This is a genomic window from Craterilacuibacter sp. RT1T, from assembly GCF_023502145.1.
Taxonomy (GTDB): Bacteria; Pseudomonadota; Gammaproteobacteria; order Burkholderiales; family Chromobacteriaceae; genus Craterilacuibacter.
In genome coordinates, this window is the sequence record NZ_JAMFLI010000002.1 from 418,791 (window position 1) to 440,981 (window position 22,191).

19 protein-coding genes are annotated in these 22,191 nt (G+C 56.5%); 11 read left to right on the forward strand and 8 right to left on the reverse strand.

The genetic code is table 11. The annotated features are described in order from the left end of the window. Positions 1–14: 14 nt before the first annotated feature. Both acnA and gcvA read right to left on the reverse strand, forming a co-directional pair. Positions 15–2,831 carry an aconitate hydratase AcnA gene (acnA, locus tag M3P88_RS05805; protein WP_249615096.1) on the reverse strand — a complete coding sequence of 939 codons (2,817 nt, stop codon included), beginning with the start codon at positions 2,829–2,831 and terminating at the stop codon, positions 15–17. A gap of 75 nt (positions 2,832–2,906) precedes the next feature. After that, positions 2,907–3,797 carry a transcriptional regulator GcvA gene (gcvA, locus tag M3P88_RS05810; protein ID WP_249615097.1) on the reverse strand — a complete coding sequence of 297 codons (891 nt, stop codon included), beginning with the start codon at positions 3,795–3,797 and terminating at the stop codon, positions 2,907–2,909. Positions 3,798–3,969: 172 nt separating this feature from the next. Between gcvA and acnB the strand changes: the two genes are divergently transcribed. The 3 genes from acnB (at position 3,970) to M3P88_RS05825 (ending at position 7,364) form a co-directional block, all read left to right on the forward strand. After that, complete coding sequence (acnB, locus tag M3P88_RS05815) at positions 3,970–6,561, forward strand: bifunctional aconitate hydratase 2/2-methylisocitrate dehydratase (protein ID WP_249615098.1); 2,592 nt, start codon at positions 3,970–3,972, stop codon at positions 6,559–6,561. A 63-nt stretch (positions 6,562–6,624) separates the two neighbouring features. Then, positions 6,625–7,080, forward strand: a complete 456-nt coding sequence (locus tag M3P88_RS05820; RefSeq protein ID WP_249615099.1) for a DUF1499 domain-containing protein — start codon at positions 6,625–6,627, stop codon at positions 7,078–7,080. A gap of 65 nt (positions 7,081–7,145) precedes the next feature. Beyond that, positions 7,146–7,364, forward strand: a complete 219-nt coding sequence (locus M3P88_RS05825; protein WP_502798943.1) for a DUF2788 domain-containing protein — start codon at positions 7,146–7,148, stop codon at positions 7,362–7,364. Positions 7,365–7,515: 151 nt separating this feature from the next. Here the strand turns inward: M3P88_RS05825 and M3P88_RS05830 are convergent, their stop codons facing one another. Genes M3P88_RS05830 through M3P88_RS05840 form a run of 3 tightly spaced genes read right to left on the reverse strand, consistent with a single transcriptional unit; the run spans position 7,516 to position 8,361 of the window. Continuing rightward, positions 7,516–7,752 (reverse strand): hypothetical protein, encoded by a 237-nt coding sequence (locus M3P88_RS05830; RefSeq protein WP_249615100.1) that lies wholly within the window; start codon positions 7,750–7,752, stop codon positions 7,516–7,518. Positions 7,753–7,795: 43 nt separating this feature from the next. Next, positions 7,796–7,951, reverse strand: a complete 156-nt coding sequence (locus tag M3P88_RS05835; RefSeq protein WP_249615101.1) for a hypothetical protein — start codon at positions 7,949–7,951, stop codon at positions 7,796–7,798. Continuing rightward, on the reverse strand, positions 7,948–8,361 hold the full coding sequence (locus M3P88_RS05840) for a tellurite resistance TerB family protein (RefSeq protein WP_249615102.1): 414 nt from the start codon (positions 8,359–8,361) through the stop codon (positions 7,948–7,950). Before M3P88_RS05840 ends, M3P88_RS05835 begins: the two co-directional genes overlap by 4 nt. Before the next feature lie 126 nt (positions 8,362–8,487). Between M3P88_RS05840 and M3P88_RS05845 the strand changes: the two genes are divergently transcribed. The 3 genes from M3P88_RS05845 to M3P88_RS05855 all read left to right on the forward strand — a co-directional run bounded on the left by M3P88_RS05845 (position 8,488) and on the right by M3P88_RS05855 (position 11,029). Beyond that, positions 8,488–9,372, forward strand: coding sequence for a LysR family transcriptional regulator (locus M3P88_RS05845; RefSeq protein ID WP_249615103.1), 885 nt, complete (start codon positions 8,488–8,490; stop codon positions 9,370–9,372). Positions 9,373–9,462: 90 nt separating this feature from the next. Beyond that, positions 9,463–9,948, forward strand: coding sequence for a YajQ family cyclic di-GMP-binding protein (locus M3P88_RS05850; protein WP_124736177.1), 486 nt, complete (start codon positions 9,463–9,465; stop codon positions 9,946–9,948). Positions 9,949–10,066: 118 nt separating this feature from the next. Further along, a complete protein-coding gene (locus M3P88_RS05855) occupies positions 10,067–11,029 on the forward strand; it encodes a DMT family transporter (protein WP_249615104.1) in 963 nt (320 codons plus the stop codon). A gap of 35 nt (positions 11,030–11,064) precedes the next feature. Here M3P88_RS05855 and M3P88_RS05860 read toward each other — a convergent pair whose 3' ends face one another. Continuing rightward, the gene (locus M3P88_RS05860; protein WP_249615105.1) at positions 11,065–11,493 is read right to left on the reverse strand and encodes a BLUF domain-containing protein; all 429 of its coding nucleotides are present in this window, start codon (positions 11,491–11,493) and stop codon (positions 11,065–11,067) included. An 11-nt stretch (positions 11,494–11,504) separates the two neighbouring features. Then, a complete protein-coding gene (folE, locus tag M3P88_RS05865) occupies positions 11,505–12,227 on the reverse strand; it encodes a GTP cyclohydrolase I (protein ID WP_249615106.1) in 723 nt (240 codons plus the stop codon). Positions 12,228–13,398: 1,171 nt separating this feature from the next. Here folE and M3P88_RS05870 point away from each other — a divergent pair. Continuing rightward, complete coding sequence (locus M3P88_RS05870) at positions 13,399–14,670, forward strand: RidA family protein (RefSeq protein WP_249615107.1); 1,272 nt, start codon at positions 13,399–13,401, stop codon at positions 14,668–14,670. Between the two features lie 446 nt (positions 14,671–15,116). On the opposite strand, the gene M3P88_RS05875 is transcribed toward M3P88_RS05870, so the two are convergent. Beyond that, on the reverse strand, positions 15,117–15,443 hold the full coding sequence (locus M3P88_RS05875; protein WP_249615108.1) for a hypothetical protein: 327 nt from the start codon (positions 15,441–15,443) through the stop codon (positions 15,117–15,119). A 320-nt stretch (positions 15,444–15,763) separates the two neighbouring features. On the opposite strand from M3P88_RS05875, the gene hsdR reads away from it, so the two are divergent. From hsdR to M3P88_RS05895, 4 genes are all read left to right on the forward strand, one after another. Next, positions 15,764–18,211, forward strand: coding sequence for an EcoAI/FtnUII family type I restriction enzme subunit R (hsdR, locus tag M3P88_RS05880; protein WP_249615109.1), 2,448 nt, complete (start codon positions 15,764–15,766; stop codon positions 18,209–18,211). Positions 18,212–18,307: 96 nt separating this feature from the next. Then, entirely contained in the window at positions 18,308–19,789 is a 1,482-nt protein-coding gene (locus tag M3P88_RS05885) for an N-6 DNA methylase (RefSeq protein ID WP_249615110.1), read from the forward strand. Next, complete coding sequence (locus M3P88_RS05890) at positions 19,782–20,297, forward strand: virulence RhuM family protein (RefSeq protein WP_249615111.1); 516 nt, start codon at positions 19,782–19,784, stop codon at positions 20,295–20,297. The genes M3P88_RS05885 and M3P88_RS05890 overlap by 8 nt, the downstream gene beginning before the upstream one ends. Further along, positions 20,294–22,090: a restriction endonuclease subunit S gene (locus M3P88_RS05895; protein WP_249615112.1), complete on the forward strand. Its 1,797-nt coding sequence runs from the start codon at positions 20,294–20,296 to the stop codon at positions 22,088–22,090. Before M3P88_RS05890 ends, M3P88_RS05895 begins: the two co-directional genes overlap by 4 nt. Positions 22,091–22,191 lie beyond the last annotated feature (101 nt).

Consider the following 22,191-nt stretch of genomic DNA (forward strand, 5'->3'; position numbering starts at 1 on the left):
GCGCGGCACCTGCTTTAGTTGCTCAGCAAGCCTCTAAGCACAAAGGGCAGAATGCCGCCTGCGCGGTAGTAATCCACTTCAATCGGCGTGTCGATGCGGCAGCGTAACGGAATTTGGACACTGCTGCCGTCTGGCCGGGTCATGCTCAGGCTGAGTAGCTGCTGCGGCGCAAGGCCTTGGGCAATGCCCTCGATGGTAAAGATTTCGTTCCCCTGTATGCCCAGGCTTTGCCAGCTATCGCTGCCCATGAACTGTAAAGGCAGCACGCCCATGCCGACCAGGTTGCTGCGGTGTATGCGCTCGAAGCTGCGGGCGATGACGGCGCGTATCCCCAGAAGCTGGCTGCCCTTGGCCGCCCAGTCGCGGCTGGAGCCGGTGCCGTATTCTTCGCCGGCAAACACCAAGGTCGCGATGCCGCGTTGTTGCCAGACCATGGCCGCCTGGTAGACGCTGGTTTGCACGCCATCGAGCAAGGTGTAGCCACCCTCGATCCGGCTGCCGTCGTCTTTAGCCGGCAGCATCATGTTTTTGATGCGTACATTGGCGAAAGTGCCGCGCAACATCACTTCATGATTGCCGCGCCGGCTGCCGTAGCTATTGAAGTCGGCACGCTTAAGCCCCAGAGACGACAAGTACTGTCCGGCGGGCGTGTTCTCGCCGAAAGAACCGGCCGGCGAGATATGGTCGGTGGTGACCGAGTCGCCCAACAGCAGCAGGGCGCGGGCGCCCCGAATGTCGGTTACGGGTTTTTCCTGCATGGAAAAACCGTCGAAAAAAGGCGGGCGGGCAATATAGCTGCTGCTAGGCCAGGGGTAGGTTTCGCCTTGTGGCGCGCTGATTTCATTCCATAAATCGTGGTCGCGGGTAAAGTCGGCATATAGCCGGCGGAAGGTGGCCGGATCAAAGGCCGTGGCCATCAGCGCAGCGATTTCGCTGGAGCCCGGCCAGATATCCCTGAGGTGAACCGGCTGGCCGTCCTTGCCTGTGCCCAGAGGGTCGCGCGTGAGGTCGATATCGATGCGCCCGGCGATGGCGAAGGCGACCACCAGCGGCGGCGAGGCCAGATAGTTGGCGCGCAAGTTGGGGTGGATTCGTGCTTCGAAGTTGCGGTTGCCGGACAGTACCGCCGCGCATACCAGATCATGCCGGGTAATGGTGTTGTTGAGCTCGGGAGCAAGGTCCCCGGCATTGCCTATGCAGGTGGTGCAGCCATAGGCCGCCAGCGCAAAGCCCAGTTTGGCTAGCGGAGCCAGCAGGCCGGCTGCTTCCAGATAGGCGGTCACCACGCGCGAGCCGGGGGCCAGGCTGGTCTTGATGCGCGGGTTGACCTGCAGGCCCTTGGCCACCGCTTTTTGCGCCAACAGCCCGGCGGCCAGCATAACCCCGGGGTTGGAGGTATTGGTGCAGCTGGTAATGGCGGCAATCAGGATGTCGCCATGCCCCAGATCGCCTGATCCGTTTGCGTAAGGGGTGTGGTCCGGAGTCGGACGGTTGTCGACCATTTCCACGACATCGCGTGCCAGGCTTTTGTCTTGCAGGCGCTGACTGCTGTCGGCACTTTGTCCGCTTCCCTGATGTGACAGCGGGTAGCGTTTGGCAAGATCGGCCGGCGCTTTGTTAAAGCCGTTTTCCGCTGCCGGCATGGAAAACAAGCGGGTGAAATTGTCTTTCATCGCCTCAAGGCCGATACGGTCTTGCGGGCGTTTGGGGCCGGCAAGGCTGGGGGTGATGCTTGCCAGATCCAGTCGCAGGGTGCGGCTGTAGGCAATATCGCCGGGCTTGGGCATGCCGAATAGCCCTTGTGCCTTGAAGTAGCCGGCGAAAGCCAGAATGTCGGCCTCGCTGCGGCCGGTGCCGCGCATATAGGCCAGCGTATTGTCGTCTACCGGAAAGAAGCCCATGGTGGCGCCGTACTCTGGCGCCATATTGGCGATGGTGGCGCGATCGGCAACCGACAAGCTGGCGCTGCCCGCGCCAAAAAACTCGACAAAGCAGCCGACGACTTTTTCACTACGCAGCATCTGGGTCAGGGTGAGCACCAGATCGGTGGCGCTTATGCCTTCGGCTAACTGCCCATCCAGCTCGACGCCGACCACGTCGGGTGTCAGTAAATAGACCGGCTGTCCCAGCATGGCCGCTTCGGCTTCTATTCCGCCCACCCCCCAGCCGACGACACCGACGCCGTTAATCATGGTGGTATGGCTATCTGTGCCGACCAAGGTGTCGGGAAAGACCACGCCATCCTGCTCGCGCAAGCCGTGAAACAGATACTCTAGATTAAGCTGATGCACGATGCCTATGCCCGGCGGCACGACCTGGAAGGTATCGAAGGCCTGCATGCCCCATTTCATAAACTGGTAGCGCTCGCGGTTGCGGGCAAACTCGTGCTCCATATTGTGTCTGAGCGCCTGGGGGCTGGCGAACTCGTCCACCATCACCGAATGGTCCACCACCAGATCGACCGGCACCAAGGGCTCAATGCGCTTGGGATCAAGCTTCATGTCACTGGCGACGCTACGCATGGCGGCCAGATCTGCCAAGAGTGGCACACCGGTAAAGTCCTGCAAAATAACGCGCGCCACGGTAAACGGAATCTCGCCGTGGCGCTCGGCCCTGGGTTGCCAGTTGGCCAGCGCCCTGACATGTTCCGGTGTGACTTTCAAGCCGTCGCAGTGGCGCAGCACCGACTCCAGTACGATGCGGATGGAAACCGGCAGGGTAGACACCGGCCCGATGCCGGTCGCCTCCAGCGAGGGCAGGCTGAAATAGTCAAGCACACGCCCGTCACTCAGGGCTAGGGTGTGGCGGGTCGCGGCGTAAGGGTGGCGCATGGCAGGCTCCTGGGGCGGGTGATCTGAACGCTATGGCTCAAGTCTAGAGCGCCGATGCCCATGCTGCGCCAAAGATCAGGGGCTTGGCGCTTGCGCCTCCTGCTCCAGCCACTGGCAGAAGGCGTTGATGGCCATGTCGCTGATGGCGGCGCGCGGGGCGACCCAGCAGTAGCCGCGTACCGGTACGGCTGGGCCTTTAAGCGGGGCAATCAGCGTGCCTTGCGCAATGAGTCGCTCGGCCATCGGTCGCGGCCCAAGCACAATGCCTAATCCTTCGGCGGCGGCTTGCAAGGCGAAGGAGAAGCGGTCGAAGTGCAAGGTATGCGCCGCTTTAAGCTCGGGCACACCGGCGAGCGTGAGCCAGCGCTGCCATGCGGTCGGTCGGGTGTCGGCATACAACAGGGTGTGGCGCGCCAGATCGGCCGGGCTGTGTATGGCATGCTTGCCCAGCAGTTCGGGGTGGCACAGCGGTAACTCCCACTCGTCCAGGAAAGGCTTGGCAATATGGCCGGGCCAGTCGCCGGGGCCGCGGCGGATGGCGATATCGAACGGGGTATCCAGCCGGCTGATGTCGCGGTCAGAGTTCACCAGATGCAGTTCGATATCGGGGCAGGCGGCACGAAAGCGCTTGAGTCTGGGGAGTAGCCAGTACATGGCAAAAGTCGGCGTGGCGTTAATGGTCAGGCGGCGCAAGCGGTCGGCCTGCATCAGTTGGCTGGTCGCGTTGGCGATCAGGTCCAGGCCGTCCTGTACCTGAATCAGGTAGCGCCAGCCGGCATCGCTTAGGCGCACCCGGCCGCCGCTGCGCGTAAATAGCGCGACGCCCAGCCAGGCTTCCAGTTGCTTGATCTGCTTGCTCACAGCACCGTGCGTGACAAACAACTCTTCGGCAGCGGCAGAAAAGCTCTCCAGCCTTGCTGCCGCCTCGAAAATACGCAGTGCGTTCAAAGGCGGGTAGGTATTCATGTTGTGATTTTATCTCACAAACAGTGTGGCGAATAATCCTTTGTATCTGTGAGGCATAGCGCGTACGCTAACGCCATCTCGGTGTAATGGGTTTTGCCCGTGCGCCGGAGGCTGGACGCCCCGTGTGCCAGCATTATCTGCAAATTACAATCAAGCAAAAAGGTCAGAAGCCATGCTCGTAGCCTACCGTCAGCACGTTGCCGAGCGCGCCGCGCTGGGTATTCCGCCCCTCGCACTTTCCGCCTCCCAGGTTGAAGAACTGGTCGAGCTGCTGAAAGCCCCGCCTGCAGGCGAAGAAGATTTTCTGGTTGAACTGATTACCCATCGTGTACCGCCTGGTGTGGATGATGCGGCCAAGGTCAAGGCCTCCTTCCTCGCCGCCGTCGCCGAAGGGTCGGTCGTATCGCCTTTGCTGTCGCGCGCGATGGCAACCGAACTGCTGGGCACCATGCTTGGCGGCTATAACGTCAAGCCTTTGATTGACCTGCTGGACGATGAGGCCGTGGCCGAAGTTGCGGCAGCCGGTCTGAAGAAAACCCTGCTGGTGTTCGATTATTTCCACGACGTGAAGGTCAAGGCCGACGCCGGCAATGCCTACGCCAAGGCTGTGCTGCAAAGCTGGGCCGACGCCGAGTGGTTCACTTCGCGCCCTGAAGTCGCACAAAAAATCACGGTAACCGTATTCAAGGTGCCGGGCGAAACCAATACCGACGACTTGTCGCCGGCACCGGACGCGACCACCCGTCCCGACATCCCGATGCACTATCTGGCGATGCTGAAAAATACCCGTCCGGACGCGGCGTTCAAGCCGGAAGAAGACGGCAAGCGCGGTCCGATGCAGTTTATCGAAGACCTGAAGCAAAAAGGCCATCTGGTTGCTTATGTGGGCGACGTGGTCGGCACCGGTTCTTCGCGCAAATCCGCCACCAACTCGGTGGTGTGGGCGACGGGCCAGGACATTCCGTTTGTACCGAACAAGCGCTTCGGCGGCGTGACGCTGGGCGGGAAAATTGCCCCTATCTTCTTTAATACTCAGGAAGACTCCGGCTCGCTGCCGATTGAAGTTGACGTTTCCAAGCTGGAAATGGGCGATGTAATCGATATCTACCCGTACGACGGCAAGATCGAGAAAGACGGCGCGCTCATCGCCGAATTCGCGCTCAAGAGCCAGGTCTTGCTGGATGAAGTGCGTGCCGGCGGCCGTATTAACCTGATTATCGGCCGCGGCCTGACCGCCAAAGCGCGTGAAGCGCTGGGTCTGCCGGTATCGACTGAGTTCCGCCTGCCGAAAGATCCGGCCGGTTCGAACAAGGGCTTTAGCCTGGCACAGAAGATGGTGGGTCGTGCTTGCGGTCTGGCCGAAGGGCAGGGCGTGCGCCCGGGCACCTACTGCGAGCCCAAGATGACGACCGTCGGCTCGCAAGACACCACCGGCCCGATGACCCGTGACGAGCTGAAGGACCTGGCTTGCCTGGGCTTCTCTGCCGATCTGGTGATGCAGTCTTTCTGCCATACCGCAGCGTATCCAAAGCCGGTCGATGTGCGCATGCATAAAGAGCTGCCAGCCTTTATCAGCACCCGTGGCGGCGTATCGCTGCGTCCGGGCGATGGCGTGATTCACTCTTGGCTCAACCGTCTGCTGTTGCCGGACACCGTCGGCACCGGTGGCGACAGCCACACCCGCTTCCCGATCGGTATTTCCTTCCCGGCCGGCTCCGGTCTGGTCGCCTTTGCTGCCGCGACCGGCGTGATGCCGCTGGATATGCCGGAATCGGTACTGGTACGCTTCAAGGGCGAGTTGCAGCCTGGCGTGACCTTGCGTGATCTGGTTGGTGCGATCCCGCTGTACGCGATCAAGCAAGGCTTGTTGACGGTCGCCAAAGCCGGCAAGAAGAATGTGTTCTCCGGCCGTATCCTCGAAATCGAAGGCCTGCCTAATCTGAAGGTCGAGCAGGCGTTCGAGTTGTCCGACGCCGCTGCCGAGCGTTCGGCCGCTGCTTGCGCCATTGCACTGGACAAGGCACCGATCGCCGAGTACATGCAGTCCAATATCACGCTGATGAAGTGGATGATCGCCGAAGGCTATCAGGATGCGCGCACGCTGGAGCGCCGTATTCAGGCGATGGAAGAGTGGGTGGCCAATGGCGAACTCCTGAAGCGTGACGAGGATGCCGAGTACGCCGCCGTGATCGAAATCGATCTGGCCGATATCAAAGAGCCTATCGTGGCTTGCCCGAACGATCCGGACGATGTGAAGTTTATGTCCGAAGTGGCCGGCACCCAGATCGATGAGGTATTTATCGGTTCGTGCATGACCAATATCGGCCACTTCCGCGCCGCTTCCAAGCTGCTGGAAGGCAAGCAGGATATCCCGGTAAAACTGTGGGTCGCCCCGCCGACCAAGATGGATGCCAAGCAGTTGACCGAAGAAGGCCACTACGGCGTACTGGGTCGTGCCGGCGCACGCATGGAAATGCCGGGCTGTTCCTTGTGCATGGGTAACCAGGCGCAGGTACGCGAGGGCGCGACCGTGATGTCCACTTCGACCCGCAACTTCCCGAACCGTCTGGGCAAAAACACCAATGTTTTCCTGGGCTCGGCCGAACTGGCTGCGGTATGCTCCAAGCTGGGCAAGATTCCGACGGTGGAAGAGTATCTGTCCAATGTCGGTATCTTGAACGCCAGCAGCGCCGAGGTGTACAAGTATCTGAACTTCAACCAGATCAAGGATTATCAGGATGTCGCCGATGGCGTATCGGCCTGAGTCTTGAAACTGGAAAACTGACGGCGGCCCCTTGCGAGGGGCCGTTTTTTACTGGAGCACGTGATGTACGGCAAATTATGGCTTGTGTTGGCGACCTTGGGTCTGGGGGCTTGTGCCGGTACGCCCCCCGCTCATCTCGGGGTCAAAGACGGCCGGCTTGCGCCTTGCCCGGCTTCACCTAACTGCGTATCCAGCCAGGCGCCGGCCAGCGATGTGCAACATGCGATCGCGGCGCTGGAATTGCGGCGCGCCGATTTGCCATGGCCACAGATTGTGGATGTAGTCGGCAGCTTGCCGCGCACCCGCATCGTTAAACAGGAAGAGGGCTATCTGCATGCCGAAAGCCGTAGTGCCTGGCTGGGTTTTGTCGATGATGTCGAGCTTTATCGTCCGGCCAATAGCCAATGGCTGGCATTGCGTTCGGCTTCGCGTCTGGGTTATAGCGATCTGGGCGTGAACCGCGCCAGAATGCAGGCTTTGCGTGAAAGTATGGCTAAGGCGGGCTTACTGGCTGACTGAGCCCACTCATAGTTTGACGGGATCGGTTATGATTGGGATCAAATTTTCTTCTGATGGTTGGCGTAATGGATTTTTCTCATTTGACTGAAGAGCAGTTCACCAATATTTCCATGGTGATTTTTCTGGGCGGACTCATCCTGTTTATGGGCTTCATTATTTGGGATCTGGGCAAGAAATCCAAAGCCGGCAAATTCGGCACCTTTGTCCTGTTTCTGGCGCTGGGTACCGGTGTTGCAGGCTTTGTATTCAAGAATGCGCTGGTCGAGTTTCTGCTGATGCGTTAAGGCTTGTCTAAGAGCGTGTTCACGCTCTCGCGAGCGAGGGCGAGACAAGGCGAAAACGGCTGAGAAAGCGGAATGTACAGGTGGTACATGAGCATTTCGAAGCTGTTTTTAACGCCGTATCGCCGATGCGCGGCAGATCGTGAACAGGTTCTTACAGCAGGCTGGCCAGCGTTTGCCATAGGCTGCTGTTGGCAAACAGATCAAGCAGCAGTTGTAGCAGCCAGACAAACAGCAGCACGGCGACGATGCCGCTTGCGACTGCCGCCGCGAGTAGCCCCAGCCCCAGCTTGATCCAGCTTCCGCGCGATATGCTGGTGACGCGAGGCAGCAAGGAAGCGAGCATGGGCGCGTAACGCAGCAGAAATTTAGCTGCGATCATGATTTTCATAGGTATCCCTGTTGTTTCATCGTGTGCTTGTCGTTTTTTATGATTAGCCCAGATAGGCGATGCCAGCGGTCAGCGTGCTCGTTGCGCCAAGTACACCTAATAGACGGGCATCGCGCCTGTTTTTATCCTGACTTTCACGCCAAGCCGCTAGCCAGAGCGACATGCCGAGTAAAACCGAGATAATAAGGAGTGCGCTCATATGACTTGTGCCTTGGCAGGGCGTTTGGTGCAGCACAGACCCCATTGTTGCAGCAGGCTGACCAGAACTTCGCACTCGGCATCGGCAATGTGGCGGTCGGCTTCTATGACCCGTGCGCAAAGCTGCAAGACTTTTTTGCGTAACTCGGTATCGTTGACTTCTTCCAGCCAGTGTTGCAAGGCCTCGGGCTTAAAGTGGCTTGCATCCACCCATGGCAGACCGGTCAGCAAATCCTCGCAAAATGTATGCAGCAGCGTATGTAGATCATTCCGGCTTAGCCCCAGTTGGCGATAGGCATCGCATTCTTCCAGGATGTCCAGTTCGGACTGCGACAGGTGGCCGTCTGCAAGCATGGCCAGAATGATGATGCGGGCGGCAGACTGCGGGCTGTTTTGCGGGTAGGTACGCATGCTCGGGCTTCCTTGATCATTTGGCTTTGGGTCCGGCACAAAGTGTGTGGACAGGCGGAATATAGGGTGTAACTAAAACATAAAAAAGCAGACAATAAAGAACATAATGTTCTGGAAAAACTGAATATGAGTCTGGATTTCAGCTATCGCCATCTCTACTATTTCTGGGTGGTGGGCAAAGAAGGGGGGATCTCCCGTGCTGCCGAGCGCCTGGGGATGGCCGTGCAGACCGTGAGCACACAGGTGCGGGAGCTGGAGCGCAGTCTGGGAGTGGAGTTGCTCAAGCCATCCGGGCGTACGCTGGTATTGACCGAGGCCGGAGTGGCTGCATTGCAGCAGGCGGATCTGATTTTTCAGCTGGGCGAACAGTTGCCGGCGCGGGTGCGCGATGCGGTGAGTGCGCCGGTGTTGCGCTTATCCATCGGAACATCGGATGGCTTGTCCAAACTGATGGTGCACCGGCTATTGCAGCCGGTCATGGGTGTGCCGGGTCTGCGTCTGTCTTGTCATGAGGGCGAGTTTGATGACTTATTGGCCGATCTGGCCTTGCACCGGCTGGATTTGGTGCTGGCAGACCGGCCTGCACCAGGCAACCCCAATATCAGGGTGTATAGCCATGCTTTGGCAAGCTCTGCGCTGGCTTGGTATGGCATGCCTTCCTTGGCTGCCGAAGCACGCGTGGATTTTCCGCATTCGCTGGCGCGGGTGCCGGTGTTGCTGCCCAGCACCCACAGTGCCGTGCGTACCCGGCTTGATTTATGGTTCGAGCGCGAGGGGGTCAAGCCCTGCATCGTGGGCGAGTTTGAGGACAGCGCCTTGCTTAATACCTTTGCCGCCGGCGGGATGGGGGTGTTTCCTGCACCTGAGCGCGTGCACGAGGCGTTGATACATAGCCTGGGTGTCGAACGCATTGCAAGCTGCCATGCGGTGGAGGAGTGTTTTTTTGCTATCGGCAATGAAAAAAAGGTGCAGCATCCTTTGCTGCAGCGCATCCTGCAAAAAGAGCGCTAGCGGTGTTTACCCGGCCACGGCGTATGCGTGGCGCTGACAAGTACAGGGGCGGGCGCTAGAATGTGCAGCCTCATTAAGAAGGAAGCTATCATGCCATCGTTTGATATTGTCTCGGAAGTGAATCTGGTTGAAGTGCGCAATGCGGTTGATCAGGCCAGCAAGGAAGTTGCCACCCGTTATGACTTTAAAGGCTCCAGTGCGCGTCTTGAGTTGACGGAGAAGGTCGTAACCTTGTATGGCGACTCCGAGTTCCAGATCGAGCAGGTTAAAGATATTCTGGTCAATAAACTGGCCAAGCGCGGTCTGGATGTGCGTTGCCTCGATTATGGCAAGCTGGAAAGCGTGGGCGGCAACAAGGCCAAGCAGGTGATCACGGTTAAGGAAGGTATCGAAACCGAATTGGCCAAAAAAATCACCCGCATGATCAAGGACTCCAAGGTCAAGGTGCAGGCCAGCATTCAGGGCGAGTCCGTGCGGGTGAGCGGTGCCAAGCGCGATGTACTGCAAGAAGTCATTGCGATGATGAAGAAGGAAGTGACCGACTTTCCGTTGCAGTTTAATAATTTCCGTGACTAAGTCCGGCTGACGGGTCAGATTTTATTGTAGATTGTATACAATATTGCGCGAGATCAAAGTCCTTTGCGATAGCGGATTCTACTATCCGCTATCGCCTTTTGTTTTTCTGGTTTAAGCCATGGATTCCCGTTCTTCCAGCAGCACCGCGCATGCGGTGCTGCTTGTCATTTGTGCCATTGTGTTCTGGGCCAGTAATGTCGTGATTGCGCGCGCTTTTCGCGCCGAACTGACACCTTTCTGGCTGGCGTTCTGGCGCTGGTCCTGTGCGACGCTGGTGTTGTTTCCCTTTGTGCTCAAGCCTTTGTGGCGGGAACGTGCACAATTGTGGGCAGTGCGTGGGCGGCTGTTCTGGCTGGCACTGTTCGGCATTATGGGCAACAACGCCTTTATCTATCTTGGGGTCGCCAGCGCCAGCGCCACCAGCGCGGCCGCCTTGCAGACCTTTACCCCGGTGTGGATCATGCTGCTAGGTGCCCTGGTGCTGGGGCGGCGCCTGCCTTTACTGGCGTGGGCCGGGGTGGTGTGCGCGGTTGCCGGGGCATTGACCATTGCCACCGAAGGAAATCTGGCCTCGATTGTGGCGCTGCAGATGGGGGCGGGCGAGGCTTGGCTGATTGCGGCCAGCCTGTGCTGGGCGATTTACACGCTGATCGTGATGACCTTGCCGCGTGAACTGAATGCCGGCGCTTTGCTGGCCATCCAGATGGCGCTGGGGTCTTTGCTGTTGCTGCCCTTGGCGCTGGTGTTCGAGCCGGCGACGCTGGCGCCGGCCCTGTGGAGTAGTGAGACCATGGTGGCCGTGCTGTATCTGGGGGTTTTTCCTTCGGTGCTTGCCTATGTGTTCTACAACCGGGCAGTCAAGGTGCTGGGCGGCGAGCGTACCGGCAACTTTATGAACCTGCTGCCGGCGGCTTCGAGCTTGCTGTCTTTTGTTTTTCTGGGCGAGATGCTGCAAGGCTTCCATTTGCTGGGCTTTGCCGGAATCATGGGCGGGATCGTCTTGTCGGCGGGTACTAAGCCTAGCCTGCCGCGCTGGCTGCGCGAATTGGTGCGTGGCAATATCTTGCCGATGTCGCGTTAAATTAAAAGCCGGCGGCAGGGCGCCGCCGGCGGGTATCAGCCTACGCGGCCGACAATGGCGGCGGTGGCAATCAGCTCTTCCAGCAACGCGATCGAGGCCTTACCGCTGACCACAAAGGGGTTCAGCTCGGGCTTCTCCGAATACTTCAGCAAGGTGCCCGGATTGACCTTGGCCAGATTGACCTGGCCCATGGTCCAGTTGGCAAAACGCCGCTCGCTGATTTCCTCGAAATGCAGCAACTCGACGCCATGATGGCGCGTGTCGGCAGAAATCCGGCTGTAAAGCGCCGACACTTCGGCCCGGCCACCTTCCAGTACCTGCATGAAAATATCCCCGCTAAAACACAGAATGCCAGTCAGGCCGTTGGCCGGATTGTGTGCATGTGACTGCGCCAGAATCGAGTCCAGCAGATCCTGGGTGTGGGGCTGAACGGCACGACTAGCATAAAGCAGGCGAACGAGCATGGTGTGTGTCCTCAGTTTTTATTGGGAAGGAGCGCAAGAAACTCACGGCGCAGGTCTGGATTCTTCAGGAAAGAGCCGCGCATCACGCTATTGATCATCTTGGAATCCATATCCTTCACGCCGCGCCAGTGCATGCAGAAATGATCCGCTTCCATCACGATAGCCAGCCCGTCCGGGCTCATCTTGTCTTGCAGTAAATTGGCCAGCTGGATCACGGCTTCTTCCTGTATCTGCGGACGGCTCATCGTCCACTCGGCCAGGCGCGCATACTTGGACAGACCGATCAGATTGGAGTGCTCGTTGGGCATCACGCCTATCCACAGGCGGCCGATAATCGGACAGAAGTGGTGTGAACAGGCGCTGCGTACGGTAATCGGGCCGACGATCATCAGCTCATTCAGATGTTCGGCATTAGGGAACTCGGTCACCGGCGGTTGCTCGACATAGCGCCCCTTGAACACCTCGTTCAGGTACATCTTGGCCACGCGCCGTGCCGTATCTTGCGTGTTGTGGTCGCTCTCGGTATCGATGACCAGGCTTTCCAGCACACCCTTCATCTTGAGCTGAACCTCATCCAGCAGCTCTGCCATTTCTCCCGGCTCGATATAGGCCGCGATATTGTCATTGGCGTGAAACCGCTGGCCGCTGCGGCGGATGCGCTCGCGGATGCGGCTGGAGACGGGCGTTGTGTATTCGGTGCTGCCGTTGCTTTCCGGCTTGATGTCAGTGCTCACGCGCAAGGTCCTGTTCTGATGTCGCTAACTACGGCAGGGCTGGAGTAGGCCGTGCCGAACGGATGACAGCGAGTGTAGGGCAAATGCCGCATGCCGTCGATTAGCAGGGTGGAGGCTTACTTCAAGAACACAATATGGGATATAGGCTGTTTGCTATCAGCGCATTCGATGCGGCGCCGGGAAGTCGCTAGGACGAGTGGACTGACACATATTGTGAGCCAGGGCCTGCGTGCCGGGGGCGCGTATTTTGTGCTGGCGGCGCGTTGATTTTGCCATGCTTCCCCTTCTCCACTGAAAACACTTCCGCGAAATACGGGCTGATTCAGTGTGTGTTACGCAGATAGTCGTGCGCTGTCGCAAACTATAGATAACGATCAATAACTAATATTTAACGTATATGGCATATTCGCAGCTTGCTATATTCATCGATAGCCACCGCATGCAAGGTGATGCGGTGCGGGGCGCTGCCTTGGCGTGGCGAACCGTGAAAAACGTTGCCGAATCTGGCTTGATGTGTATCGGGGCATGGGGGAAGCAAGATTTTGAGTTGCAGGCATGGAAAAAGTGGAGCGGTGAACATCGGCATCATTCTACTGAAATGGTCAGCTCGTACTTTAAGCCCGGGCGCAGGGTGATTGCTGGCTTTGCCAGTCGTTAAAACGCCTGTTTTGAGTGCCGTCAGCAGACGGTAAGGGGCGCGAATGATGGCTGCTATCTTTGCTTGGTGAGGAGGGCGGCCGAGGCGTGTACTCACGCAGAGAGTCGCGGGAAAGTGCGATGACAAATAAGTTAATTGGCCGATCGCGCTTAATCGTATGGTATTTATTTTTAATATTTTCGCTGTGATAAATATATTATTGCTATTTGTTAATGCGTTGCACATTACCATTATATTTATGTCATATGCCGCTAAAAAAACAATTTCTACCCCTTTTCATGGTGTTGACTTGCATATTGCTCAGGTTTATATTCAATTTTTTCTTGCTTAATGGCTTGATTAAAGTCTAGGTTTGTAAGGCAATATTTGCCGGGTGTTCAGGTGTCTGCGTTTATGTAGGCTGCTGAATAAGGTTTGCATCCCGGATTAGGCTGTGGCGACTGCCGATATGGAAGTGGAGCATGTTATTGCCACGCAACTCTCTTAAATACAGCATAAAGGTTTGGTACTATTATGAGTAGCTATAACGCGGTATTAGCAAGAAATACAGAAAATGCACCTAAAGCTATTGGGCTGTATTCGCAGACTGTAGCTTTCTCTCATTATAATAATCTTTCCGCCCAGCTGCCGGTCGACCCAAAAACGGGTAAATTGGTTGCCGGTGGTGTTAAAGAGCAGGCTAAGCAGTGCTTCAATAATATCAAGGCAGTTGTGGAAAGTATTGACCACGCCATGGACGATGTTGTCCGGATTACCATCTTCCTCAAGAATATCGCTGATCTTGATGCCGTGAGCGAAGTTTACGCATCGTTCTTCTCCGGCTATATGCCAACGCTGACAACTGTCGCCGTATCCGCTTTGCCGATGGATGCTCAGGTGCAAGTTGAAGCCCTTATTTCGAATGGTGTAGGTACTATTCCTGGCGCGCCACAGGCCGGTGATCTTATCAAGACGACCCATAACACGGAAAATGCACCGGTGAGCGCGCTGTCCACGCAAACAGTTGCATTCTCGCATTACAATAATATTTCTGCTCAATTGCCTATCGATCCTAAAACCGGAAAACTGGTCGCAGGTGGCGTGAAAGAGCAAGCGGCTCAGTGTCTGAAAAACGTGAAGGCGATTCTTGAAGGGATCGACGTACCTTTTGACGATATCGTTAAGGTCAATGTCTTCCTGAAAAACTTCTCGGATATTGATGCCGTAAACGAAGTTTATACGACATTCTTCCCTGATTCGGCGATTGCTAGAACCGTAGCCTATGTTCCTGCACGCACTGTTATTGCCGCAGCTGCTTTGCCTATGGATGCGCTGGTGCAAGTCGAAGTGGTGGTATCGCACGGTGACGGCACGCCGCCGCAAGCGGTTGAAGATAGGCATGGTCTCGTTATCTGGGCAAACAATACCGATAATGCGCCTAAAAATGCCCTGTCCACGCAAACGGTAGCTTTCTCCCACTACAACCATCTTTCGGCACAATTGCCTTTGAATGCGAAGACGGGCGAAATGGTGGCGGGTGGTGTTAAGGAACAGGCAGAACAGTGCCTGAAAAACATCAAGGCTATTGTCGAGAGCATCGGCCATGTGCTGGGTGACGTGGTTAAGGTCAACGTCTTCCTGAAAAATATCGAAGATATGAATGCAGTAGACGAGGTTTACACCACGTTCTTCCCTGGTGGCGTACCAGCTCGCAGGACCGTGGGTGTGTCCGCATTGCCTCACGATGCGCTGATCCAGATTGATGTCGTCGTAGCGAATGCCGAAGGTACGCCACCTAAGGCATAACAGTCTTGAATGGGTAGACACGGAAACAGTGATGATTTCGTGTTGATGTCGGGGCGCGCAAGTCGCGTCACCACACATAAAAGGAGGCCGGTAGATTCCGGCCTCCTTTTTTATGGGCCGCATGGATTGCGCCGCAGATGGAAAAAGTAATGGCGGAGCGGTGGATAGGTAAAACGGGCTGCGAGCAGATATATAGTGCGCATCGCAGGGCGTTAACACCAACGTGCAATGAGGTATAGTCAAGAAAAAACCCAACCGAGATCGCTTGGGTTTTCAGTGTCTGGTGGGGCGGCGACTATCACAAAACGCCTTGCAAGCATTATTTTTGAAGGATTCGTGCATTTCGTTTTTTAAAAATACCAACATAAATACCAACAAGAAATTCATGCTGCGCTGGATCATTGCAGTCTTGTCGCGGCCTTGTCTGTGTACGGCGGCGCGGTCGCTCAAGAAATCAAAGGGGATTCGGCGTAGGCCGACTGCGGCGCCGGCTGTGCCTTTGGTGCCTCCTGCCAGACCCAGCGCCAGCACAGGGTCCAGATAATCGCCGCATCGACCAAGAAACCGGCACCCATCACCCATAGCACCTCGTGCATGCCGGGCACCCAGCCGCCTGCCTGCACGGCGTAAGCTGCCGGTAGCGTGATCAGCAGGGTAATCAGCGCCTTGATGCTCGGACCGGGCACTTTGGCCAGCATCGCCAGATTGTCTTCTTCGGCAAGCCAGGGGGTGAAGTCGCCAGCCCCGTGTCGCCATGCTTCGCGCAACGGCATTCTTTCCAGCCGGGTAAGTGGAGTTGTTATGCGTGGTCCTTGTCGATAGGTGGTCGTGCTTTTGGCCATCGGCTTTCCGGCTTCAGGCGCCAGTAAAGCGGCCATGATACGACAGCTTGACAGCGCATTACATGAGCATGGTCAAGGGTGTGGGTTTCCGGTTCTTAATAAGGGAAAACAACAGTCAGGAGGCGGTATTGGCATACTGTGTGCCGTATGTATTATGTTTTGTAAGCTTTTGCAGACCCATATCAATCAAATCGGGTGGGTTTTATGAGACTATTCCGGACAATATGTTCTTGCGAATGGAATAAGCGCGCATGGCCGAGCTCAATAAGACGACCCTCACCGAAACCGACATCATCACCAAATTCCTGCTGCCTGCGATCAAAGGGGCAGGGTGGGATGACTTAACCCAGATCCGGCAGGAGGTAAAGCTGCGGGACGGCAAGGTGGTGGTGCGCGGCCAGCTGGCGGCGCGCAAGAAGGTCAAATCGGCCGATATTGTGCTTTACCACAAGCTAGGTTTGCCGCTAGCGGTGGTCGAAGCCAAGGCCAACAAGCACGAGATGGGCAAGGGCATGCAGCAGGGGCTGGATTATGCGCGCCTGCTCGATGTGCCCTTTGCGTTTGCCAGCAATGGCGATGGCTTTGTGTTTCACGATAAAACCAACCCCGCGCAGCTGGAAACCGAGATCGCGCTGGCTGATTTCCCCACCCCCGCCCAGTTGTGGGACAAGTTTTGCGTCTGGAAGGGCTACAGTGCGGCGCAGCTGCCGGTCATCAGCCAGGACTACTACTCGGACGGCAGCGGCAAGTCGCCGCGCTATTACCAGCTGCAGGCCATCAACAAGACCATCGAGGCCATTTCGGCCGGGCAAGACCGGGTGCTGCTGGTGATGGCCACCGGCACCGGCAAGACCTACACCGCCTTTCAGATCATCTGGCGGCTGTGGAAGGCCAAAGCCAAAAAGCGCATCCTGTTTCTGGCCGACCGCAACATCCTGGTGGACCAGACCCGTATCAATGATTTTCAGCCCTTTGGCTCGGCCATGACCAAGGTCACAGGCCGCAGCGTCGATCCTGCCTATGAAATCCACCTTGCGCTGTATCAGGCGCTGACCGGGCCGGATGAGTCGCAAAAAGCCTTCAAGCAGGTAGCGCCGGATTTCTTCGATTTGATTGTGATAGACGAGTGCCACCGTGGCAGCGCAGCCGACGACAGCGCCTGGCGCGAGATCCTCGAATATTTCTCGGCAGCTACCCAGGTTGGCCTCACGGCCACGCCCAAGGAGACCGATACCGTTTCCAGTACCGATTACTTTGGCGATGCGGTCTACAGCTACTCGCTCAAAGAGGGGATCGAGGATGGTTTTCTCGCGCCCTATAAAGTGGTGCGGGTGGATATCAACGTCGATCTGCAAGGTTGGCGGCCGACCAAGGGCCAGCTTGATAAACATGGCAATCTGATTGAAGACCGCATCTACAACCAGAAGGATTTTGACCGCACGCTGGTGATCGACGAGCGCACTCAGTTGGTGGCCGAAACCATCAGCAACTACCTCAAGAAAACCGACCCGATGGCCAAAACCATCGTCTTCTGCAATGACATCGACCACGCCGAGCGCATGCGCCGGGCACTGGTCAATCTCAACCCGGAGCAGATGGCCAAGGATGACCGTTATGTGATGAAAATCACCGGCGACGATGAGCTGGGCAAGGCGCAACTTGATAATTTCATCAACCCCAAGAAGCCCTATCCGGTGATCGCCACCACCTCGGAGCTGATGAGCACCGGCGTGGATGCCAAGACCTGCAAGCTGGTGGTACTGGACCAGAACATCCAGTCCATGACCAAGTTCAAGCAGATCATCGGTCGCGGTACCCGCATCGATGAGAAGTTCGGCAAACTGTGGTTTACCATCCTCGACTTCAAGAAGGCCACCGAGCTGTTTGCCGATCCCCGTTTCGATGGTGATCCGGTACGGGTCATCATTACCGATCCGGATACCATCAATGATCCGGATGGGGATATGGACGACATCATCGACGGTAGCGACCCTGTGCCAGCGCGCGGGAAGGGGCTCGAGTCCGATGGCGAAGAAGGTGCTGATACGGACACCATTGGCGGTGGTAGCGAAGGGCAAGCGGGGGGCGAGGGCAGCGCCCCCATCGCTGAACCGGAGCCCGGTGTCGGCAAATTTTATATTAACGGGGTGACTGTCAGCGTGATGGCCGAACGGGTGCAGTATTACGATGCCGACGGCAAGCTGGTGACCGAATCGTTCAAGGATTACACCCGCAAAGCCCTGCTCAAAGAGTGCGCCACGCTGGATGCCTTTACCAAGCGCTGGCAGGGTGCCGAGCGCAAGCAGGCCATCATGGATGAGCTGGCCCAGGCGGGTGTATTGTGGGAGGTGCTCAGTGCCGAAGTGGGGCAGGATCTCGACCCGTTCGACCTGATCTGCCATGTGGTGTACGATCAGCCCCCGCTGACCCGCCGCGAGCGGGCGGAGAATGTCAAAAAGCGCAACTATTTCACCAAGTACAACGACACCGCCCGGCAAGTATTGAGCACGCTGCTCGACAAATATGCAGATCAGGGTGTGGCCGAAATAGAAACCAAAGATGCGCTTAAAGTGACCCCCTTTACCGAGCTGGGTCGCCCGCTGGAGCTGGCCAAAAAAGGCTTTGGTGGTCCAAAGCAGTTCGAACAGGCCATCACCGAACTGGAACAAGAGATTTACCGCCAGCCGCTACGGGCCTGACCCGCGCTGGCATCGCATTGCACCCGGATGGTCAACCCCGTGTTGGCCATTTGCATTTATTCAGTTAGCTAACGCCTTCGCCTTCAAGAGAATTTCATGTCATCCATTAGCTCCGTTATCAAATCCATCCAGGACATCATGCGCAAGGACGCCGGTATCGACGGCGATGCCCAGCGCCTCGGCCAGCTTTCCTGGCTGTTGTTTCTCAAGGTTTTCGACGCGCAGGAAGAAGAACTGGAATTCGAGCAGGGCGATGGCTACCGTCAGCCCATCCCCGAGCGTTTCTTGTGGCGCAACTGGGCGGCAGATAGCGAAGGGCTGACCGGCGACGCCCTGCTTGAATTCGTTAACAACGAGCTGTTCGACAGCCTGAAAAACCTGCCCGCCAATATCCGGCTTAACCCCCGTGGCTATGTGGTGCGCGAGGCGTTTTCCGACGCCTTCAACTACATGAAAAACGGCACCCTGCTCAAGCAGGTGATCAACAAGCTCAACGAAATCGACTTTGGCGACAGCAAAGAGCGCCATCTGTTCGGTGACATTTACGAGCAGATTCTGCGCGACCTGCAAAGCGCCGGTAACGCCGGCGAGTTTTACACCCCGCGCGCCGTGACCCGCTTTATGGTCAACCGCCTCGACCCCAAGCTGGGCGAGCGCATCATGGACCCAGCCTGCGGCACCGGCGGCTTTCTGGCCTGCGCCTTCGACCATGTAAAAACGCACTATGTCGAGACGTCGGCCGACCACCAGACCTTGCAACAGCAGATTCTGGGGGTCGAGAAAAAGCAGCTGCCGCATCTGCTGTGCACCACCAATATGCTGCTGCACGGCATTGAGGTGCCGGTGCAGATCCGCCACGGCAACACCCTCAACCAGCCGCTGTCCAGTTGGGATAGCGATATCGATGTCATCCTGACCAACCCGCCGTTTGGCGGCACCGAAGAAGACGGTATCGAGCAGAATTTCCCCGCTGATTTGCGCACCCGCGAAACCGCCGACCTGTTCCTGCAGTTGATTATCGAAGTGCTGAAAAAAGGCGGCCGTGCCGCCGTGGTGCTGCCCGATGGCACCCTGTTTGGCGAAGGGGTCAAGACCAAGATTAAGCAGCTGCTGACCAGCGAATGCAATCTGCACACCATTGTGCGCCTGCCCAACGGCGTGTTTGCCCCCTATACCGGCATCAAGACCAATATCCTGTTTTTCACCAAGGGCCTGCCCACCCGTGATGTCTGGTTTTACCAGCACCCTTATCCGGCGGGTGTGAAAAACTACAGCAAGACCAAGCCGATGAAGTTCGAAGAATTCGAAACTGAAATCGCCTGGTGGGGCGACGAGGCCGACGGTTTTGCCGCCCGCGTCGAAACCGAGCAGGCATGGAAGGTCGGCATCGACACCATCATCGAGAGGGGCTTCAACCTCGATATCAAAAACCCCCATGTCGGCGAGCAGATCAGCCACGATCCGGATGCGCTGCTGGCCAGCTATGCCAAAGAGCAGGGGGAGATTCAGGCCTTGCGCGACCAGCTCAAAGCCATCCTTGGCGAGGCACTGGGAGAGGCGGGTCAGCAGCATGACTGATAGCAGCCAAGAGATTGCGATCTTTGAAGGGGAAAACGGCGAAATCGCCGTCACCCTGCAACAGGATACGGTCTGGCTCAATCAGGCGCAGCTGGCAGCCCTGTTTGCCAAGAACAAGCGCACCATTTCCGAGCATATTCGCAACCTGTTTAAAGAGGGCGAGTTGGAAGAGAGCGCAGTTGTCCGGAATTTCCGGACAACTGCCAGCGATGGCAAAAGCTACGACACCCAGCACTACAACCTCGACGTCATCATCTCGGTCGGCTACCGGGTCAAATCGCCGCAAGGGGTGCGTTTTCGCCAGTGGGCGACCCGGCTATTGAAACAGCACCTGATTCAGGGTTACACCCTTAACCAGCAGCGTTTCGAGCAAAATGCTTGCCCGCGAGGCGACCTGAACTTGCTGGTGGCCGAGTCGGTCCCAGCGCAAAAAGACACCCTGATCCGCCTGATCATCAATATGCTGAGCCCGACGCCGGCTGTGACAGACTTTGGAACTACCCCATGAGCCCTATCGATTCCCTGATTACCGACCACCTCGATCTGTGGACAGCGGCGGTACGCCCCAAAAGCAGCGCCGGGCGCGGCAGCAATAGCAAGCTGGAACTCACCGGCATCAAAAAGCTGCGCGAGCTGATTCTGGAGCTGGCGGTGCGCGGCAAACTGGTGCCGCAAGACCCGAGCGATGAACCGGCCTCTGTGCTGCTGGAACGGATTGCTGCCGAAAAGGCGCAGTTGGTGATCGATGGCAAAATTAAAAAGCCCAAAGCCTTGCCGGAAATAGGTGAGGAAGAGAAGCCATTCGAACTGCCGGAAGGGTGGGAGTGGTGTCGGCTAGATGAGCTATCGCTTACATCTGAGGCTGGTTGGAGCCCGCTGTGCGACAATACCCCACGCAAAAATGAGCAATGGGGCGTATTAAAAGTCAGTGCTGTTACATGGGGTAAATTTTTAGCTGAAGAAAATAAGGCATTACCTGAGCCACTTGAACCAAAACCTGAATATGAGGTATTGCCAGGAGACTTCCTTATATCTAGAGCAAATACCGCAGAACTTGTCGCAAGAGCTGTTATAGCCCCCGCTAACACGCCTTGTAAGTTAATGATGAGTGACAAGATAATAAGGTTTCGCTTTTCTCATTTTGTTAACTCAAGTTACATTTGTTTAGCTAATGGCTCTTGCACATCTCGTGAGTATTACTCTCGTGTTGCTGGAGGAACCAGTAGCTCTATGAAGAATGTCTCCAGATTACAGATCCAGAATCTGGTTATTGCATTACCACCATTATCTGAGCAGAAAAGAATACTTGATAATTGTGAGAAGTTAATGGCCCTCTGCGACCATCTGGAGCAGCGCAGCGAATCACAGTTGGCGGCCCATCAGACGCTGGTGGAGGCCCTGCTGGCGACCCTGACCGACAGCGCCGACGCCGACGAGCTGGCGCAAAACTGGGCGCGGCTGGTCGGCCACTTCGATACCCTGTTTACCACCGACGCCAGCATCGACGCCTTGAAACAGACCATTCTGCAACTGGCGGTGATGGGCAAGCTGGTGACGCAAGATCCGAGCGATGAACCCGCCTCCGTCTTGTTGGAACGCATCGCTGCCGAAAAGGCGCGACTGGTTAAAGAGAAGAAAATCAAAAACGAGAAACCGCTGCCTGCGATTAGCGAAGATGAAAAACCGTTTGAACTGCCGTTGGGGTGGGAGTGGTGCCGTTTTGAAGATGTTGTTGATATTCAAAGCGGTATAACTAAAGGTAGAAAATTAACGAATCGGGAGCTAGTTACAGTTCCTTATTTAAGTGTTGCCAATGTTCAGCGTGGGTTTGTTGATGTGGCAGGTATTAAGTCAGTTGAGCTTCCTGTTGATGAAATTGAAAAATATCAGGTTTTGGCTGGTGATCTTCTGATTACTGAAGGAGGTGACTGGGATAAGGTTGGTCGCACAGCAATTTGGGCGGATGAAATGCCATATGTCGCACACCAGAACCATGTATTTAAGGCTAGAAAGTTTCTTCAAGAACAGGATGAATCTTGGTTAGAGATGTTCCTGAATGGGCCTTCAGCTAGAGATTATTTTGCTGGTTCAAGCAAACAAACGACTAATTTAGCATCGATCAATAAAACACAATTACGTGGTTGCCTAATTGCCATCCCACCCAAAAATGAAAAAAGTTGTATTGTTGCCAAAGTCGATGAGTTAATGACTCTCTGTGACCAACTTACAGCCCGCCTGCAAACCAGCCAGCAGACCCAGCTTGCCTTGGCCGAGACGCTAATGGAAGGTACTCTGGCCTGACAGCCGGCAGGGCGTCCGCAGTGGCGCCCTACATCCTTGCCATGGCTATTCTATGAAACCGCGTAATCCCATTTCCCCTTTACCGTTAAGCAGGTTGCTTC

Bases quoted from the DNA above. Each gene is read 5' to 3' on its own strand.
- M3P88_RS05840 (WP_249615102.1), bottom strand. From the start codon at position 8,361: ATGCGTACCTACCCGCAAAACAGCCCGCAGTCTGCCGCCCGCATCATC.
- M3P88_RS05895 (WP_249615112.1), top strand. From the start codon at position 20,294: ATGAGCCCTATCGATTCCCTGATTACCGACCACCTCGATCTGTGGACA.
- M3P88_RS05870 (WP_249615107.1), top strand. From the start codon at position 13,399: ATGAGTAGCTATAACGCGGTATTAGCAAGAAATACAGAAAATGCACCT.
- M3P88_RS05885 (WP_249615110.1), top strand. From the start codon at position 18,308: ATGTCATCCATTAGCTCCGTTATCAAATCCATCCAGGACATCATGCGC.
- acnB (WP_249615098.1), top strand. From the start codon at position 3,970: ATGCTCGTAGCCTACCGTCAGCACGTTGCCGAGCGCGCCGCGCTGGGT.
- M3P88_RS05820 (WP_249615099.1), top strand. From the start codon at position 6,625: ATGTACGGCAAATTATGGCTTGTGTTGGCGACCTTGGGTCTGGGGGCT.
- M3P88_RS05875 (WP_249615108.1), bottom strand. From the start codon at position 15,443: ATGCCGTTGCGCGAAGCATGGCGACACGGGGCTGGCGACTTCACCCCC.
- M3P88_RS05890 (WP_249615111.1), top strand. From the start codon at position 19,782: ATGACTGATAGCAGCCAAGAGATTGCGATCTTTGAAGGGGAAAACGGC.
- M3P88_RS05845 (WP_249615103.1), top strand. From the start codon at position 8,488: ATGAGTCTGGATTTCAGCTATCGCCATCTCTACTATTTCTGGGTGGTG.
- hsdR (WP_249615109.1), top strand. From the start codon at position 15,764: ATGGCCGAGCTCAATAAGACGACCCTCACCGAAACCGACATCATCACC.
- acnA (WP_249615096.1), bottom strand. From the start codon at position 2,831: ATGCGCCACCCTTACGCCGCGACCCGCCACACCCTAGCCCTGAGTGAC.
- M3P88_RS05830 (WP_249615100.1), bottom strand. From the start codon at position 7,752: ATGAAAATCATGATCGCAGCTAAATTTCTGCTGCGTTACGCGCCCATG.
- M3P88_RS05825 (WP_502798943.1), top strand. From the start codon at position 7,146: ATGGATTTTTCTCATTTGACTGAAGAGCAGTTCACCAATATTTCCATG.
- M3P88_RS05855 (WP_249615104.1), top strand. From the start codon at position 10,067: ATGGATTCCCGTTCTTCCAGCAGCACCGCGCATGCGGTGCTGCTTGTC.
- gcvA (WP_249615097.1), bottom strand. From the start codon at position 3,797: ATGAATACCTACCCGCCTTTGAACGCACTGCGTATTTTCGAGGCGGCA.
- M3P88_RS05850 (WP_124736177.1), top strand. From the start codon at position 9,463: ATGCCATCGTTTGATATTGTCTCGGAAGTGAATCTGGTTGAAGTGCGC.
- M3P88_RS05835 (WP_249615101.1), bottom strand. From the start codon at position 7,951: ATGAGCGCACTCCTTATTATCTCGGTTTTACTCGGCATGTCGCTCTGG.
- M3P88_RS05860 (WP_249615105.1), bottom strand. From the start codon at position 11,493: ATGCTCGTTCGCCTGCTTTATGCTAGTCGTGCCGTTCAGCCCCACACC.